This window comes from Streptococcus sp. oral taxon 431 (genome assembly GCF_023115445.1).
GTDB lineage: Bacteria > Bacillota > Bacilli > Lactobacillales > Streptococcaceae > Streptococcus.
The window spans coordinates 74669-88632 of record NZ_JALDUI010000001.1 but is presented as its reverse complement, the minus strand read 5'-3'; the positions used below and the strand labels follow the sequence as shown (position 1 = coordinate 88632).

The 13964-nt window shown below is 39.2% G+C and carries 12 protein-coding genes; 5 read left to right on the top strand and 7 right to left on the bottom strand.

Annotation, left to right across the window (positions count from 1 at the left end):
* Nucleotides 1–37 precede the first annotated feature (37 nt).
* From era to ybeY, 3 genes are read right to left on the bottom strand one after another with little or no spacing between them, the layout of a single operon-like run.
* On the bottom strand, nt 38–937 hold the full coding sequence (era, locus tag M1R56_RS00440; RefSeq protein ID WP_248034181.1) for a GTPase Era: 900 nt from the start codon (nt 935–937) through the stop codon (nt 38–40).
* A 16-nt stretch (nt 938–953) separates the two neighbouring features.
* Nucleotides 954–1349 (bottom strand): diacylglycerol kinase, encoded by a 396-nt coding sequence (locus tag M1R56_RS00435; protein ID WP_248034180.1) that lies wholly within the window; start codon nt 1347–1349, stop codon nt 954–956.
* Nucleotides 1330–1827 (bottom strand): rRNA maturation RNase YbeY, encoded by a 498-nt coding sequence (gene ybeY / locus M1R56_RS00430; protein WP_000275150.1) that lies wholly within the window; start codon nt 1825–1827, stop codon nt 1330–1332. Before ybeY ends, M1R56_RS00435 begins: the two co-directional genes overlap by 20 nt.
* 104 nt (nt 1828–1931) lie before the next feature.
* Between ybeY and M1R56_RS00425 the strand changes: the two genes are divergently transcribed.
* Both M1R56_RS00425 and M1R56_RS00420 read left to right on the top strand, forming a co-directional pair.
* A complete protein-coding gene (locus M1R56_RS00425) occupies nt 1932–3587 on the top strand; it encodes an NFACT RNA binding domain-containing protein (protein ID WP_248034178.1) in 1656 nt (551 codons plus the stop codon).
* 62 nt (nt 3588–3649) lie between these two features.
* Entirely contained in the window at nt 3650–4507 is an 858-nt protein-coding gene (locus M1R56_RS00420; protein WP_075231659.1) for a YitT family protein, read from the top strand.
* Between the two features lie 244 nt (nt 4508–4751).
* Here M1R56_RS00420 and M1R56_RS00415 read toward each other — a convergent pair whose 3' ends face one another.
* Nucleotides 4752–6131: an FAD-dependent oxidoreductase gene (locus M1R56_RS00415; protein ID WP_248034176.1), complete on the bottom strand. Its 1380-nt coding sequence runs from the start codon at nt 6129–6131 to the stop codon at nt 4752–4754.
* Nucleotides 6132–6480: 349 nt separating this feature from the next.
* Here M1R56_RS00415 and M1R56_RS00410 point away from each other — a divergent pair, with 349 nt between their 5' ends.
* The 3 genes from M1R56_RS00410 to M1R56_RS00400 are packed head-to-tail and all read left to right on the top strand — an operon-like array spanning nt 6481 to nt 9263.
* Nucleotides 6481–7371 carry an FAD:protein FMN transferase gene (locus M1R56_RS00410; RefSeq protein ID WP_282434651.1) on the top strand — a complete coding sequence of 297 codons (891 nt, stop codon included), beginning with the start codon at nt 6481–6483 and terminating at the stop codon, nt 7369–7371.
* Between the two features lie 33 nt (nt 7372–7404).
* Complete coding sequence (locus M1R56_RS00405) at nt 7405–8010, top strand: NADPH-dependent FMN reductase (protein WP_248034173.1); 606 nt, start codon at nt 7405–7407, stop codon at nt 8008–8010.
* Nucleotides 8011–8027: 17 nt separating this feature from the next.
* Complete coding sequence (locus M1R56_RS00400) at nt 8028–9263, top strand: NAD(P)H-dependent oxidoreductase (RefSeq protein WP_248034171.1); 1236 nt, start codon at nt 8028–8030, stop codon at nt 9261–9263.
* A gap of 241 nt (nt 9264–9504) precedes the next feature.
* Here M1R56_RS00400 and M1R56_RS00395 read toward each other — a convergent pair whose 3' ends face one another.
* The 3 genes from M1R56_RS00395 to glyQ all read right to left on the bottom strand — a co-directional run bounded on the left by M1R56_RS00395 (nt 9505) and on the right by glyQ (nt 13028).
* Nucleotides 9505–9762, bottom strand: coding sequence for a DUF896 family protein (locus tag M1R56_RS00395; RefSeq protein WP_248034169.1), 258 nt, complete (start codon nt 9760–9762; stop codon nt 9505–9507).
* A gap of 29 nt (nt 9763–9791) precedes the next feature.
* On the bottom strand, nt 9792–11828 hold the full coding sequence (glyS, locus tag M1R56_RS00390) for a glycine--tRNA ligase subunit beta (protein ID WP_248034165.1): 2037 nt from the start codon (nt 11826–11828) through the stop codon (nt 9792–9794).
* 285 nt (nt 11829–12113) lie between these two features.
* Nucleotides 12114–13028, bottom strand: coding sequence for a glycine--tRNA ligase subunit alpha (gene glyQ / locus M1R56_RS00385; RefSeq protein WP_000038761.1), 915 nt, complete (start codon nt 13026–13028; stop codon nt 12114–12116).
* Nucleotides 13029–13964: the final 936 nt, after the last annotated feature.

Here is a 13964-nt window from a genome sequence, read left to right as displayed (position 1 = left end):
CTCTAAAAACAAGAAGCAGGCTAGTGCCCACCTCTTCTTAATATTCTTTTTCGTTATAACCAAAGTCAGCCAAATCTAGCTTTTTATCTCGCCAGTTTTTCTTAACCTTGACCCAAGTCTCTAGGAAGACCTTGTCCCCTAGCATGAGTTCGATATCACGACGGGCCATGGTCCCAATTTTCTTAAGCATGGCACCACCTTTACCGATGATAATCCCTTTTTGGCTATCACGTTCGACCATGATGGTTGCTCGAATATGAACTTTATCAGTTTCCTCATCTCGTTTCATCGAATCTACTACTACTGCAACTGAGTGTGGGATTTCTTCACGAGTAAGGTGCAATACTTTCTCACGAATCATTTCGGATACCAAGAATCGCTCTGGGTGGTCTGTAATTTGATCGGCTGGGAAATATTGGAAACCTTCCTCAAGATTTTCACTGAGAATATCGACTAAACGTGAGACATTATTCCCCTGAAGGGCTGAAATAGGAACAATTTCCTTGAAATCCATCTGATTACGGAAATCATCAATTTGAGACAATAGCTGGTCAGGATGAACCTTATCAATCTTATTGACCACCAAAATCACTGGAACCTTAGCAGCCTTAAGACGCTCGATAATCATGTCATCGCCCTTACCACGCGCCTCATCTGCAGGCACCATAAATAGAACTGTATCCACTTCACGAAGGGTACTGTAGGCAGACTCAACCATGAAATCGCCAAGAGCTGTTTTGGGTTTGTGAATTCCTGGAGTATCAATAAAGACGATTTGTTCCTTATCAGTGGTGTAAATACCCATGATTTTATTGCGCGTTGTCTGCGCCTTATCACTCATGATGGCAATCTTTTGCCCCATAACGTGATTTAAAAAAGTTGACTTCCCTACATTTGGACGTCCTAAAATGGCTACAAAGCCTGATTTAAATGTCATAATTTCCTCTTACTGTTTAAAATAATATGTCCCAAATCCGTGGGAGAAAGATAAGCGCACCTGTCAAAGCGGCAAAAATTGAGACTACAAGCACGGCACCTGCTGCCATGTCCTTAGCTTTCTTTGCCAACATAGAAAAGTGATAGTGACTAGCCAAATCTACTACATTTTCAATAGCTGAATTAATAATCTCAAAAGCTACCACCATGAAAATGCTCATAAGTAGAAATAACCATTCGATTCGTGACACCTGAAAAACAAAACCTGCAAGAACAACTACAAGAGCTGTCGCTGCATGCTTTCTCATGTTACGTTCTTCCTTAATCGCAGTAAAAATTCCTGTAATGGCAAATTCTAAACTGGAGATTAGGTCACGATTTTTCCATTTTCGTTTATTGTCTTGTGAGTCCATAGGCTGTCAAAATTTCTTCTTGTAAACCGAACATCTCCGCTTCTTCTTCGGGAGTGTAGTGATCATAGCCGTTAATGTGTAAAAAGCCGTGCACTGCCAAGAAGCCCATCTCACGCTCAAAACTATGACCGTACTCCTCAGCCTGCTCATGTGCCTTATCAATAGAGATGAACAGTTCCCCAATATAGGCATCAAATTCTGACATCATATCTGCCAAGTCGGGATCATTTTCCAGATCTTCCTCATCAAAGGCAATCTCTAACTCCGGCTTATATTCAAGACTGATAACATCTGTTGGACGATCGGTATCACGAAACTCTAGATTGAGTTCATGGCTTCGTTCGTTGGTCACAAATGTGACCGCCATTTCCTTGTCTTCTTTTCCAATTTTTTTTGCAGCAAATTCTAAAATTTCCTGTGTTTGTTCTAAAATTTCTTTTGAAACTTGTCCAGTTTCATCTACCATTTCAATATACATGTGCTTCTCGATTCTCTTTACTTGGCTTTATTATATCACATTTCTATGATTTTATTCTACCTTTTTGATATAATACTATGGAATACATTTCCGAGGAGAGAACCATGTCATTTGATGGATTTTTTTTACACCACATGGTTGAGGAATTGCGATCTGAACTACTAAATGGTCGCATCCAAAAGATTAATCAACCCTTTGAACAAGAACTGGTCTTGCAAATCCGTAGCAATCGTAAAAGTCATCGTTTGCTCCTGTCTGCCCATCCAGTTTTTGGACGCATCCAATTAACAGAGGCAACCTTTGAGAATCCTGCTCAGCCATCTACTTTTATTATGGTATTAAGAAAGTACCTTCAAGGAGCAGTTATTGAATCTATCGAGCAAATCGAAAACGACCGTATCGTGGAAATCACGGTTTCCAATAAAAACGAGATTGGGGACCATATCCAGGCCACGCTTATTATCGAGATTATGGGCAAACATAGCAATATTCTCCTTGTAGATAAGTCTAGTCACAAAATTCTTGAAGTTATCAAGCATATCGGTTTCTCTCAAAATAGCTACCGTACCTTATTACCAGGTGCTACTTATATCGCTCCTCCAAGTACAGAAGCTCTCAATCCTTTTACCATCAAGGACGAAAAACTCTTTGAGATTCTACAAACCCAAGAGTTAACTGCTAAAAATCTTCAAAACCTCTTTCAAGGTTTGGGAAGAGATACAGCAACCGAGTTAGAAAGACAACTGCTTAATGATAAACTAGCCACTTTCCGGAACTTCTTTGGACAAGAAACCAACCCTTGCCTAACAGATAAATTCTTTTCTTGTGTGCCTTTTTCTAGCAAAACAGCAGAGAATTTTGACAGTCTTTCACAATTACTTGATATCTATTATAAGGATAAAGCCGAACGTGACCGAGTGAAACAGCAGGCTAGCGAACTCATACGTCGCGTCGAAAACGAACTACAAAAGAATCGTCAAAAACTAAAGAAACAAGAAAAAGAACTTCTGGCTACCGAAAATGCAGAAGAATTTCGTCAAAAAGGTGAGTTACTAACCACTTTCCTCCATCAAGTTCCTAATGACCAAGATCAAGTAATTTTGGAAAACTACTACACCAATCAACCTATCACGATTGCACTTGATAAAGCTTTAACACCAAACCAAAATGCTCAAAAATACTTTAAACGATATCAGAAGTTAAAAGAAGCTGTAAAATACTTGACTGAACTAATCGAAGAAACCAAGGCTACTATTCTTTACCTAGAAAGCGTGGAGACAGTTCTCAACCAGGCTGGACTAGATGAAATTGCTGAGATTCGTGAAGAATTAATTCAAACAGGATTTATCCGCAGAAGACAACGCGAGAAAATCCAGAAACGACAAAAACCAGAGCAGTATCTAGCTAGTGATGGAAAAACGATCATCTACGTGGGGCGCAATAACCTACAAAACGAGGAATTGACCTTTAAAATGGCCCGTAAAGAAGAACTCTGGTTCCACGCTAAGGACATCCCTGGAAGTCATGTTGTTATCTCAGGCAATCTCAATCCGACTGATGAGGTTAAAACAGACGCTGCAGAACTTGCAGCCTACTTCTCTAAGGGGCGTCTCTCAAATCTCGTTCAGGTAGATATGATTGAAGTTAAAAAACTCAACAAACCAACTGGTGGAAAACCTGGTTTTGTCACCTATACTGGGCAAAAGACCCTCCGTGTCACACCAGACCCTGAAAAGATTCAGTCCATGAAAATCAAATAAAGTCTTGTATACTGGTGGGCTGTTACTGCTATAGACTCAAATAAAAATGGGAGGTGTGTTCAATGCTACGGCATATCAAATCTATTTTAACTATTATATTCGGAGCTGCCATTTATGCCTTCGGACTCACGTATTTTGTTGTGCCCCACCACTTATTCGAGGGGGGAGCAACAGGAATCACCTTGATTACCTATTATCTCTTTAACATCCCTATCTCCGTGATGAACCTCATCATCAATATCCCATTATTCATTCTAGCCTGGAAAATATTTGGTGCGAAGACCCTGTACAGCAGCCTACTCGGAACCATTTCCTTATCCATTTGGTTAGCAATCTTTGAAAAGATTCCTCTCAGCTTTAATCTTGAAGGAGATCTGGTCATCGTTGCTTTAGTTGCGGGTGTTCTTTTAGGACTTGGTCTAGGTATTATCTTCAATGCTGGTGGTACCACTGGAGGGACAGATATCGTTGCTCGAATCCTGAACAAGTACACCAATATCTCCGTAGGGAAATTACTCTTTGCACTAGACTTCCTCATCTTAATGCTCATTTTAATTATCTTCCAAGACCTTCGTCTCGTTACTTATACACTTCTATTTGACTTCATCGTTTCAAGAGTTATTGACTTGATTGGTGAAGGCGGATATGCTGGAAAAGGTTTTATGATTATCACTCAAAAGCCTATGGAAGTGGCAGATAAAATCAATGAAGAGTTAAGTCGAGGTGTCACCTTCATATCTGGACAAGGTTACTACAGTCAAAAAGATTTAAAAATTATCTACTGTATCGTAGCAAGAAATGAAATGATTAAGATGAAAGAATTGATTCATACGATTGATCCTAAAGCCTTTATCACCATCACTGAAGCTCACGAAATTCTTGGAGAAGGCTTCACCTTTGTAAAAGAAGAAACTTCATAACATCTAGATATCAAAAATGAGGCTGGGACAAAAGTCCTAGCCTCTCAATTGTCTTTGGATTGTCGAACAAGACGCAGTGGTTGAGTGGGCTCTACTTCGCTGATTTTATCAGCTTTTACAACCCTACTCAACTGTGCGGAGGTGGGACGACGAAATCGAATTCTAACGAATTACCGATTTCTGTCCCACTCTCATTTTTTTGATGATAAAAACGGAAGAATTAAATCTTCCGTTTCACAAATCATTATTTTTCAGCTGTCAATGCTGCCATAGTGATGTAGTTGTATGGTTTATTGAAGTGTGGCAAGAAGAATAGGTCTGTCAAGGCCAATTTTTCAATTGTAACGTGTTCTTGGATAGCAAGTGAGAACATGTGGATTCCCATAGCGATTCCAGGATCACGTGATACCATTTGAGCACCAAGGATTTCACGGCTATCTTTGTCGAAGACAATCTTGATAGCTACTTCATGGTTGTCATGTTTCATAAATTCTGGTTTTTGAAGATCGTTGAAGCCAGTTTCAGTTGCATTGTAGCCTGCAGCTTTTGCTTTTTCAAGAGTCAAACCAGTTGAAACCATGTGAAGACCGTAGATAGAGATACCGTTTGATCCTTGAACACCGATTCCTTCAAGTTCATGTCCACAAGCGTTGTAAGCACCTACGATACCAGTACGAACTGCGTTTGATGCAAGAGCGATGTAGCTAGTGTCTTTACGAGCGTTATCATAAACAGTCGCACAGTCACCCACAGCAAATACACCTGGGATAGATGTTTCTTGTTTTTTGTTAACAAGGAAAGCACCGTTGCGGAAGAGTTCAATCTTACCATCAGCAAGAGCTGTGTTAGGACGGAAACCAACTGCAAGGATAACCATATCAACGTCAAAGCTTTCTTTGTCAGTGATCAAGCGTTCAACTTTACCATCACCTTCGATAGCTTTTACAGTTTGACCAAGTGCCAAGCGGATGTTGTGGTCTTCCAAGTTTTTAGCCATCAATTGAGTGAAGTCTTTGTCGTAGTATCCGTTCAAGACTGTATCTACGATATCAACAAGAACAACTTCTTTTCCAAGACGTTCGAATGCTTCAGCAAGCTCAACACCAATGTATCCACCACCAACAACAGCGATACGGTTAAGATTTTGGCTCTTATCTGCAAGTTTGTTGATAACTTCTTCAGCGTTTTGATACAATTTAACGAATTGTACATTTTCAAGAGTAGCTTTGAACTCACGGTTACCTTTAACAATTTCAACACCTTCAATTGGTGGCAAGATTGGTGTAGAACCAGTTGCAAAGATCAATTTTTCGTATGATTCTTTGTGTTCTTTTCCTTCAACTTCTGCAGTAACAACTTTGTTATCGTAGTCGATTGAAAGTACAGGTGAGTTCATGTAAATTTTCGCACCTTTAGCTTCAAGCGTTTCTTTATCAGAGTAGAACAAGCCTTCAGGACCGTCGATTTGCTCACCGATCCAAAGAGCCATTCCACATCCAAGGAATGAAATATTTGAGTTTTGGTCAAATACAACGATCTCGTTTTCGTTTCCAAAGTTGTCCAACATAGTGTTGATACAAGCAGTTCCAGCGTGGTTAGCGCCCACGACTACGATTTTACTCATAAGATAATTCCTACCTTTAAATTTTTTATTTACCTTCCTAGTATATCATTTTCTGTGAGCGTTTACAAGTTTTTTACTTATTTTCCTTTATTTTTGGAAATATCGACAACATATATTAATTTATTTTCAGCGCTTTCAAATTTTATTTTAAGGAAATTTAGTTTGTTTGAGCATATTTCTTGACTTTTTGTAAAAAACAATTTGTGAAAACGCTAACTTTATGATATTCTATTTATATGGAAATGAAATATAAATCTTCAGATTGCTTTCATATCTGGATTTACAACTATTTCCAATTGATTTGAAGGGAGTTGATTTTTTGCCTTTCAGTTCATTATCTGAACGGTTAATGGGAACTACGATTACTATTTCCTTGGTACATGAACAAGCGGATAATCTTCTCCGTCAAGCTTTTAATTTGCTCAAGGAACTTGAATTTCGATTTAATGCGAATAGCACCGAATCGGAATTGATGGAAATTAACTATCAGGCGGGAATTGCCCCAGTTAAGGTCCACCCTGATTTGTTTGAACTGATTTCCTTAGGTTTAGACCATAGTCTAGCGCCTGGAAGTCATCTCAATATCGGTATCGGTCCCTTGGTTCAAACCTGGCGTATTGGTTTTTCCGATGCGAAAGTTGCTAGTCCTGAAGAAATTTCTTCCGTTTTACCATTGATAGAGCCCCGTTTTATCAAGCTTGATTCAATTGATTCTACTGTTTTTTTAGAAAAAAAAGGGATGAAAATTGATTTAGGTTGTTTAGCGAAGGGCTATAGCGCAGATAAGGTTGCTACTTTCTTAAAAGAAAATGGTGTCACTTCTGCTCTTATCAATCTTGGGGGAAATATCCTTACCATTGGCAATAACCAAGCCAGAAATGGACAACCTTGGCAAATTGGTATTCAAGACCCTAATCATCCACGTGGTAATCACCTGATGACCTTATCTATTACTGGAAAATCCGTTGTTACTTCTGGAATTTATGAACGGCATCTTGAAATCGATGGAAAGGATTATCATCACATTTTCGATAGTGAAACGGGCTATCCTATTGAAACGGATTTGGCTAGTTTAACGATTATATCTGACCGCTCAGTTGATGGTGAGATATGGACTACACGATTGTTTGGCCAACGTAGCGCATCAATCATGTGGCAAGTCGAAAATATTGATGGTATCGAAGCCATCCTCATTGACAAAGATGGACGCATCGCTTGTTCATCTGGTATCCAACGGTAATTAATTAATAATGCAAAAGAGAAAGGAAAGCCCATGCTTAAACTTATTGCTATTGTAGGAACTAACTCTAAACGTTCCACAAACCGCCAACTGCTTCAATATATGCAAAAACACTTTGCTGATAAAGCAGAAATCGAATTGGTCGAAATTAAAGATCTTCCAGTTTTCAACAAACCAGCCGACAAACAAATCCCGGCTGAGGCTATGGAAATCGTAGCTAAAATCGAAGCAGCTGATGGTGTTATTATCGGTACTCCAGAATATGACCACTCAATTCCAGCTGTACTTATGAGCGCCCTTGCTTGGATTTCTTACGGAGTATTCCCACTTTTGAATAAACCAGTCATGATTACTGGTGCTTCATATGGTACTCTTGGTTCTTCACGTGCTCAATTGCAACTTCGTCAAATTTTGAATGCGCCAGAGATTAAAGCAACAGTTCTACCTGATGAATTCTTGCTTTCTCATTCTCTTCAAGCATTTGATAAGAATGGTGACTTGGTAGATCTTGATGTTATTAATAAATTAGATGCCATCTTTGATGACTTCCGTATCTTTGTCAAGATTACTGAAAAATTGCGTAATGCACAAGAACTTCTTCGTAAAGATGCAGAAGAATTTGACTGGGAAAATTTGTAAGATAGGAGATCGAAAGAATGAAATTTGTTGGACTTGTTGGATCAAACTACGACCAATCATATAACCGCAAACTCTTGGAATTCATCCGTCGTAACTTCAAACTGAAATTTGAATTAGAAGTTCTTGAAATCGATGAAGTTCCAATGTTTAACCAAGACGAAAAATGGGACGAAAGCTTCCAATTGCGCCTTCTTTACAATAAAATTACTCGTGCTGATGGTGTGATTATTGCTACTCCTGAGCACAACCATACCATTTCTGCTTCACTCAAGTCAGTTCTTGAATGGCTTTCATATGAAGTACATCCATTCGAAAACAAACCAGTGATGATCGTGGGTGCTTCTTACTACGACCAAGGAACTTCTCGTGCGCAAGTTCACCTTCGTAAAATTCTTGATGCACCAGGAGTAAATGCCTACACTCTTCCAGGGAATGAATTCCTTCTTGGAAAAGCTAAAGAAGCTTTTGATGCTAACGGAAATATTATCAACGAAGGAACTGTTAAATTCCTTGAAACTTGCTTAGATAACTTTGTCAAATACGTAGGAGTCGTTTCTAAATTGAAAAAACCAAAACCAATTGAACCAGAGGACTTGGATTGTGGAAAACCAATCGCTACAACTATTACAGAAGTTGACCCTGATGATCCAAACTGGGTAGAAAAAGTCGCTGAAATCACAGGAGCTGTATCTGGTGATACATACGTTAAACTTGACCATGGTATCCTTACAGTTAACCAAATCGATATGTTCTTGAAAGCTATGCCTTTTGAGTTGACATACGCTGACGATAACAACCAATTCCTCTACTACAACAACGCTCATCAAGATCCAGAAACAATGTTTGCGAAACGTGTACCACCTCAATCTGGTAGCCGTATGTCAACAGTTCACGGTTCACTTCCACCAGTACGTATGAAAAATGTTGAGTGGGTTATCGGAACTCTTAGAAACGGTAACCAAGAATACGTACGTACAATTGTTCCTGGTTCGCCTGCTGGTGTTATCAACACTCACAACTACCAAGCAATGTACTATCCTGATGGTTCATATGCTGGTATCAATGAAATTGTCTTTAACTTCCAACCATGGCTTGACTGGTACTTGAAAGAAACTGGTCAACGCTTGGTAGGAGGAAGCGGACCGTTTGCTCCTGCTGGAGGTCATGGCGACGCAGATGCTACTTCTGGCGCTTCTGACTCAGCTGATGGCGGCCATGGAGATGCAGACGCTACTTCTGGTGCAAGTAACTAATACTCAATGAAAATCAAAGAGCAAACTAGGAAGCTAACCGCAGGTTGCTCAAAGCACTGCTTTGAGGTTGTAGATAGAACTGACGAAGTCAGTAACATATATACGGCAAGGTGAAGCTGACGTGGTTTGAAGAGATTTTCGAAGAGTATAAAATTTAATACTAAAGGAACCTCTCTAGGTTCCTTTTTTTAAAACAAAAACTCGGTTAGATTTTACTAACCGAGTTTTCTATATCTCAAAATTATGAATTTGGATCGTCAAGACCACGACCATGCAAGCCTTTTTCACGTTGTACCTGACGAAGTTTCTCAGGAGTCACATCATTTCCATCTTCATCTACGATTTTGATTCCTTCAATGTGATGACGAACAGAACGACGATAGCCTTCGATATATTCCTCACGAAGTTTAGCTTGTTCTACTTTTTCTTCTGCAGTCAAGCCTTCTGTTTTTTTCTTTTTAGCAAGCTCATTAATACGAGCGATTTTTTCTGGTGTCATATTTGGACCTCCAATCTACTTTTTAATTTCTATTTTGTATTAAGAAGATTAAAAGCAGCGACTGTTTTCGCTTTATTCACAAGTTCAGTTAGAATAGCTAGACGATTATTCTTAACATCAACATCCTCTGCCATAACCATAGTATTGTCAAAGAAAGCATCAATTACTGGACTAAGAGCAAATAGTTGCGTTAATTTATCGTTAGCTGAGCCCTTCAATTCTAGATTTTCTACTGCTTGAGCTAGTTCTTTTTCTTGTTCATTTTCAAAGAGGCTAGTATCAACTTTGACTAAACCTTCTGCTTTTTCCGCTAGGTTGAAGGCACGAGATAATGATTCAACTGATGATTTGTAGTTTTCAGTTTTTGCAACTTCAGTTAAGGCTTCTGCTGCTTCAATCATATCTGCAACAACAAAGTTTGAACTTGCAAGAACAGCCTCTTTAATATCTTTTGCAGTAGAACCCATCATCTTATCAACACGAGCTTTGATGAAGTTAAGCACTTCTTCTTGATTATCGTAAGTTAGGCTATCAAATGATAAAGCATAAAGGCTAGCAATCAATTCGTCCATTGGAATATTCCAGCCGAAGTCTTCTAAGATACGGACAATCCCTTGTGTTGCACGACGAAGAGCATAAGGGTCATTTGAACCAGATGGAATCAAGCCAACAGAGAAGAAGGACAAGAGAGTATCCAATTTATCAGCTAGTGCAAGGATAGCTCCGACTTTAGACTCAGGAAGAGCACCATCTGCAGAATCTGGAAGGTAGTGTTCACGAATAGCTTGTGCTACTGCTGCATTCTCACCAGCGAGAAGAGCATATTTCTCACCCATGATCCCTTGAAGCTCATCAAATTCACCAACTATACCAGTCAAGAGGTCAAACTTATAAATGGCTGCAGCACGAGCAAGATCAACAGTTTCATCAACTGATAAACCTGCTTTTTCTGCCAAAAGGATAGCAATTTGCCCTGTACGAATCATGTGCTCACGAAGTGAACCAATCTTTTCATGGAAGGTTACGTGTGATAATTTAGCTACAAGATCTTCAATCTTGAGTTTTTGGTCTTCACGCCAGAAGAATTCACCATCTTCAAGACGTGCCACCAAGACTTTCTCATTTCCTCGGATAACATTATCCAAATACTCTGCATTTCCGTTACGAACAGAAATAAAGTTTGGTTTTAGATTTCCATCAAGGTCACGAACTACAAAGTAGCGTTGATGAGTCTCCATTGAAGTGACCAAAACTTCTTCTGGAACCTCTAGGTACTTAGGGTCAAAATTCCCCATGAAGGCAGTTGGGTATTCAACCAAATTCAGAACTTCATTCAAGAGTCCTTCATCAATTTGTACCTGAACACCTTCTTCAGCTTCAATAGCCTTAATTTGCTCACGAATCATATTTTCGCGCTCAGTGCTATCAGCAATAACATAAACTTTGCGCAGGTCTTCTTCATAGCTGTCAGCATGCTGAATTTCTACTTCGTGACCAAGGAAACGATGTCCACGGCTAACTCTTCCTGAGTGAATATCTAGGAAATCCATATCAAGTGCCACATCATCCAAAAGAACTGTCAACGTATGGACTGGACGGATATATTCAAAGGTATTGTTTGCCCAGTGCATACTTACTGGGAAGCTTAAACTAGCCAACACTTCTGGAATTCCAGTCAAAACTTCCTCAGCTGGTTTTCCAGCTTCATGCTTAGTTACGTAGACATATTCTTCACCTTTGATTTCACGGAATTCGATATCATCTACCGTCAAGCCTTTACCACGGACAAAGCCTTGCGCTGCTTTAGAAAAGTTTCCTTCTGCATCCAAAGCAATTTTTTTAGAAGGTCCTTTAAAATCTTCAGTCAAATCCGTTTGTTGGTCTGCCAAGCCAAGTACGCGAACAGCCAAACGACGTGGAGTTGAAAAAGTTTGAATTCCTTCGTATGAAAGGCGGTTATTATCCAAGAAGGCTGCCATTTTTTCACCTAGTTGTTTTTCACTTGGTGTGACAACGTAGGCTGGTAACTCTTCGAGTCCTAGTTCTACTAATAAATTTTTTGCCATGTTTTTTCCTTTACAAAATTTCTTCTTTTTGATAGGCACCTTAGGTACTGGAGACGTTGCTAACTAACTTTGTGAGTCTGTGGGGAAATCTTCTATCTTCTTGACAAAGATTTCCAACAATCTCATCAAAGTGGATTTAGCCAACTGATTTTTGAACCTAAAGTTTCAAAAATCCCCAGATATCAGTACGGCGGTGTCTATCCCTTTAGCAAGTCTTCGACTTGCCTCTGGGTGCCATACGGGCTCACTTTGTTCGCCCTTTTTCTATTCTTGTAACTATTTTTATTATTCCTCTTCTGCTAGGAGTTGAGCGCGTGTGGCTTCGTCAAGAAGTGGGTAGCCGAGTTTCTTGCGTTCAGCTACAAATGTCTTAGCTACGACACGGGCTAAGTTACGAATACGAGCGATATAACCAGCACGTTCTGTAACGGATACAGCACCACGAGCATCAAGCAAGTTGAAAGTATGTGAACATTTCAAAACGTAGTCATAGGCTGGATGCACAAGACCTAGTTCTAATGCACGTCCAGCTTCTTTTTCAAATTTTTCGAAGTTTTCAAGAAGCATGTCTTGATCTGAAACTTCGAAGCTGTATTTTGAATGCTCATATTCTGGTTGAAGGAAGATTTCTCCGTATTTAACACCTGGAGCCCACTCAATATCATAAACTGAGTCTACTTCTTGGATGTAAGAAGCCAAACGTTCCAATCCGTAAGTAACCTCAGCTGTAACAGGACCAGTTGCCAAGCCACCGACTTGTTGGAAGTAAGTGAATTGAGTGATTTCCATACCGTCAAGCCAAACTTCCCAACCAAGACCTGCTGATCCAGTTGATGGGTTTTCCCAGTTATCTTCAACGAAGCGAATATCATGTTCCAAAGGATTGATTCCCAATTTTTCCAATGACTCAAGATAGAGCTCTTGAATGTTCGATGGTGATGGTTTCATAACCACTTGGAATTGATGGTGTTGGTAAAGACGGTTTGGATTTTCCCCGTAACGACCATCTGCTGGACGACGTGATGGCTCTACATAAGCTGCATTCCATGGCTCAGGACCAATAGCACGAAGGAAAGTATAAGGGCTCATAGTTCCCGCACCCTTTTCATTATCATAAGCCTGCATGAGCATACAACCCTGATCATTCCAGTATTGTTGCAAAGTCAAAATAATTTCTTGAAATGTTAATTTCTTAGACATTGTTTACTCCTTTTTCTATAATTTCTTGCGACCTAGAATACAAAAAGAACCGTGTCTTTGCTCCTAAGTCAAGTGACCTAGGGGCGTCAGAAACGCGGTTCCACCCTAATTTATTACTTCATTATTTTTTAAAATTTACCAAAAGCGCCACACTCATCTCTCAATCACCTGACTCTCACTATCACAGGCTCGCTTGGGATTTACTGATAAGATATTCTTTCTTGTCGTCTATTATAACAAAAAGGAATGAAAAAGTAAAATTATTTTATCATCACTCTTGTATTTTTCTCAGTATTAATTCTTACTAATCTTTCCAATTCTTTAGAATATTATCAATAGCATTCACTGATCCTATTCCTAAAACTAAAACTACAGACCGCAATGACACATTGCTTTAAGAAGGGCTGATAAAAAATACAAGATAATTGCTTTTAGACGATATGATCTTCTACTTTCTAGAAGCATTTCTAAATACTTCTTCGTTATTGAAGAACGATTATTAAATGGGTAAAAGAAGCAGCTAAGGAATCAATATCTAAAAAGTCAAATCCACTAATAAGCTAGATTGCTTAAAAGAGCAGTAAAATATCAATTTTTTCAGTATTTCAAGTGCAGAGGGAAAAATTTCTCTTCCTTGATACTGAGAAATTACTTACAGCATAGACGGCAATCAGATATCCATTTTGGTGACTGGCGAGATATCTCCTTTAGTACCTGAGCCAATAGTTTTCATTTCATAATTATTGCGATTGTATTGAAAGATTCCCTGCCAATATGTTGGTTTCCACAAATGGTCACACCTTTCTTCTTCATCATAAATCGAGTCCTGATATGGTCCTTTTGCGACAACTCTTTTCTTTTTTGAAATGGATTCGAGCTTTCTCAATAAAAAATTTCTTCATCCCTTGTATGCATATGATAAGCTCCATTTTCTTG

What these genes read in the sequence shown, in the direction of transcription:
- M1R56_RS00435 (WP_248034180.1), bottom strand. Translation starts at nt 1,349, where the DNA reads ATGGACTCACAAGACAATAAACGAAAATGGAAAAATCGTGACCTAATC.
- M1R56_RS00400 (WP_248034171.1), top strand. Translation starts at nt 8,028, where the DNA reads ATGAAATTTGTTGGACTTGTTGGATCAAACTACGACCAATCATATAAC.
- era (WP_248034181.1), bottom strand. Translation starts at nt 937, where the DNA reads ATGACATTTAAATCAGGCTTTGTAGCCATTTTAGGACGTCCAAATGTA.
- M1R56_RS00410 (WP_282434651.1), top strand. Translation starts at nt 6,481, where the DNA reads ATGGGAACTACGATTACTATTTCCTTGGTACATGAACAAGCGGATAAT.
- M1R56_RS00415 (WP_248034176.1), bottom strand. Translation starts at nt 6,131, where the DNA reads ATGAGTAAAATCGTAGTCGTGGGCGCTAACCACGCTGGAACTGCTTGT.
- M1R56_RS00405 (WP_248034173.1), top strand. Translation starts at nt 7,405, where the DNA reads ATGCTTAAACTTATTGCTATTGTAGGAACTAACTCTAAACGTTCCACA.
- ybeY (WP_000275150.1), bottom strand. Translation starts at nt 1,827, where the DNA reads ATGTATATTGAAATGGTAGATGAAACTGGACAAGTTTCAAAAGAAATT.
- glyQ (WP_000038761.1), bottom strand. Translation starts at nt 13,028, where the DNA reads ATGTCTAAGAAATTAACATTTCAAGAAATTATTTTGACTTTGCAACAA.
- M1R56_RS00425 (WP_248034178.1), top strand. Translation starts at nt 1,932, where the DNA reads ATGTCATTTGATGGATTTTTTTTACACCACATGGTTGAGGAATTGCGA.
- glyS (WP_248034165.1), bottom strand. Translation starts at nt 11,828, where the DNA reads ATGGCAAAAAATTTATTAGTAGAACTAGGACTCGAAGAGTTACCAGCC.
- M1R56_RS00420 (WP_075231659.1), top strand. Translation starts at nt 3,650, where the DNA reads ATGCTACGGCATATCAAATCTATTTTAACTATTATATTCGGAGCTGCC.
- M1R56_RS00395 (WP_248034169.1), bottom strand. Translation starts at nt 9,762, where the DNA reads ATGACACCAGAAAAAATCGCTCGTATTAATGAGCTTGCTAAAAAGAAA.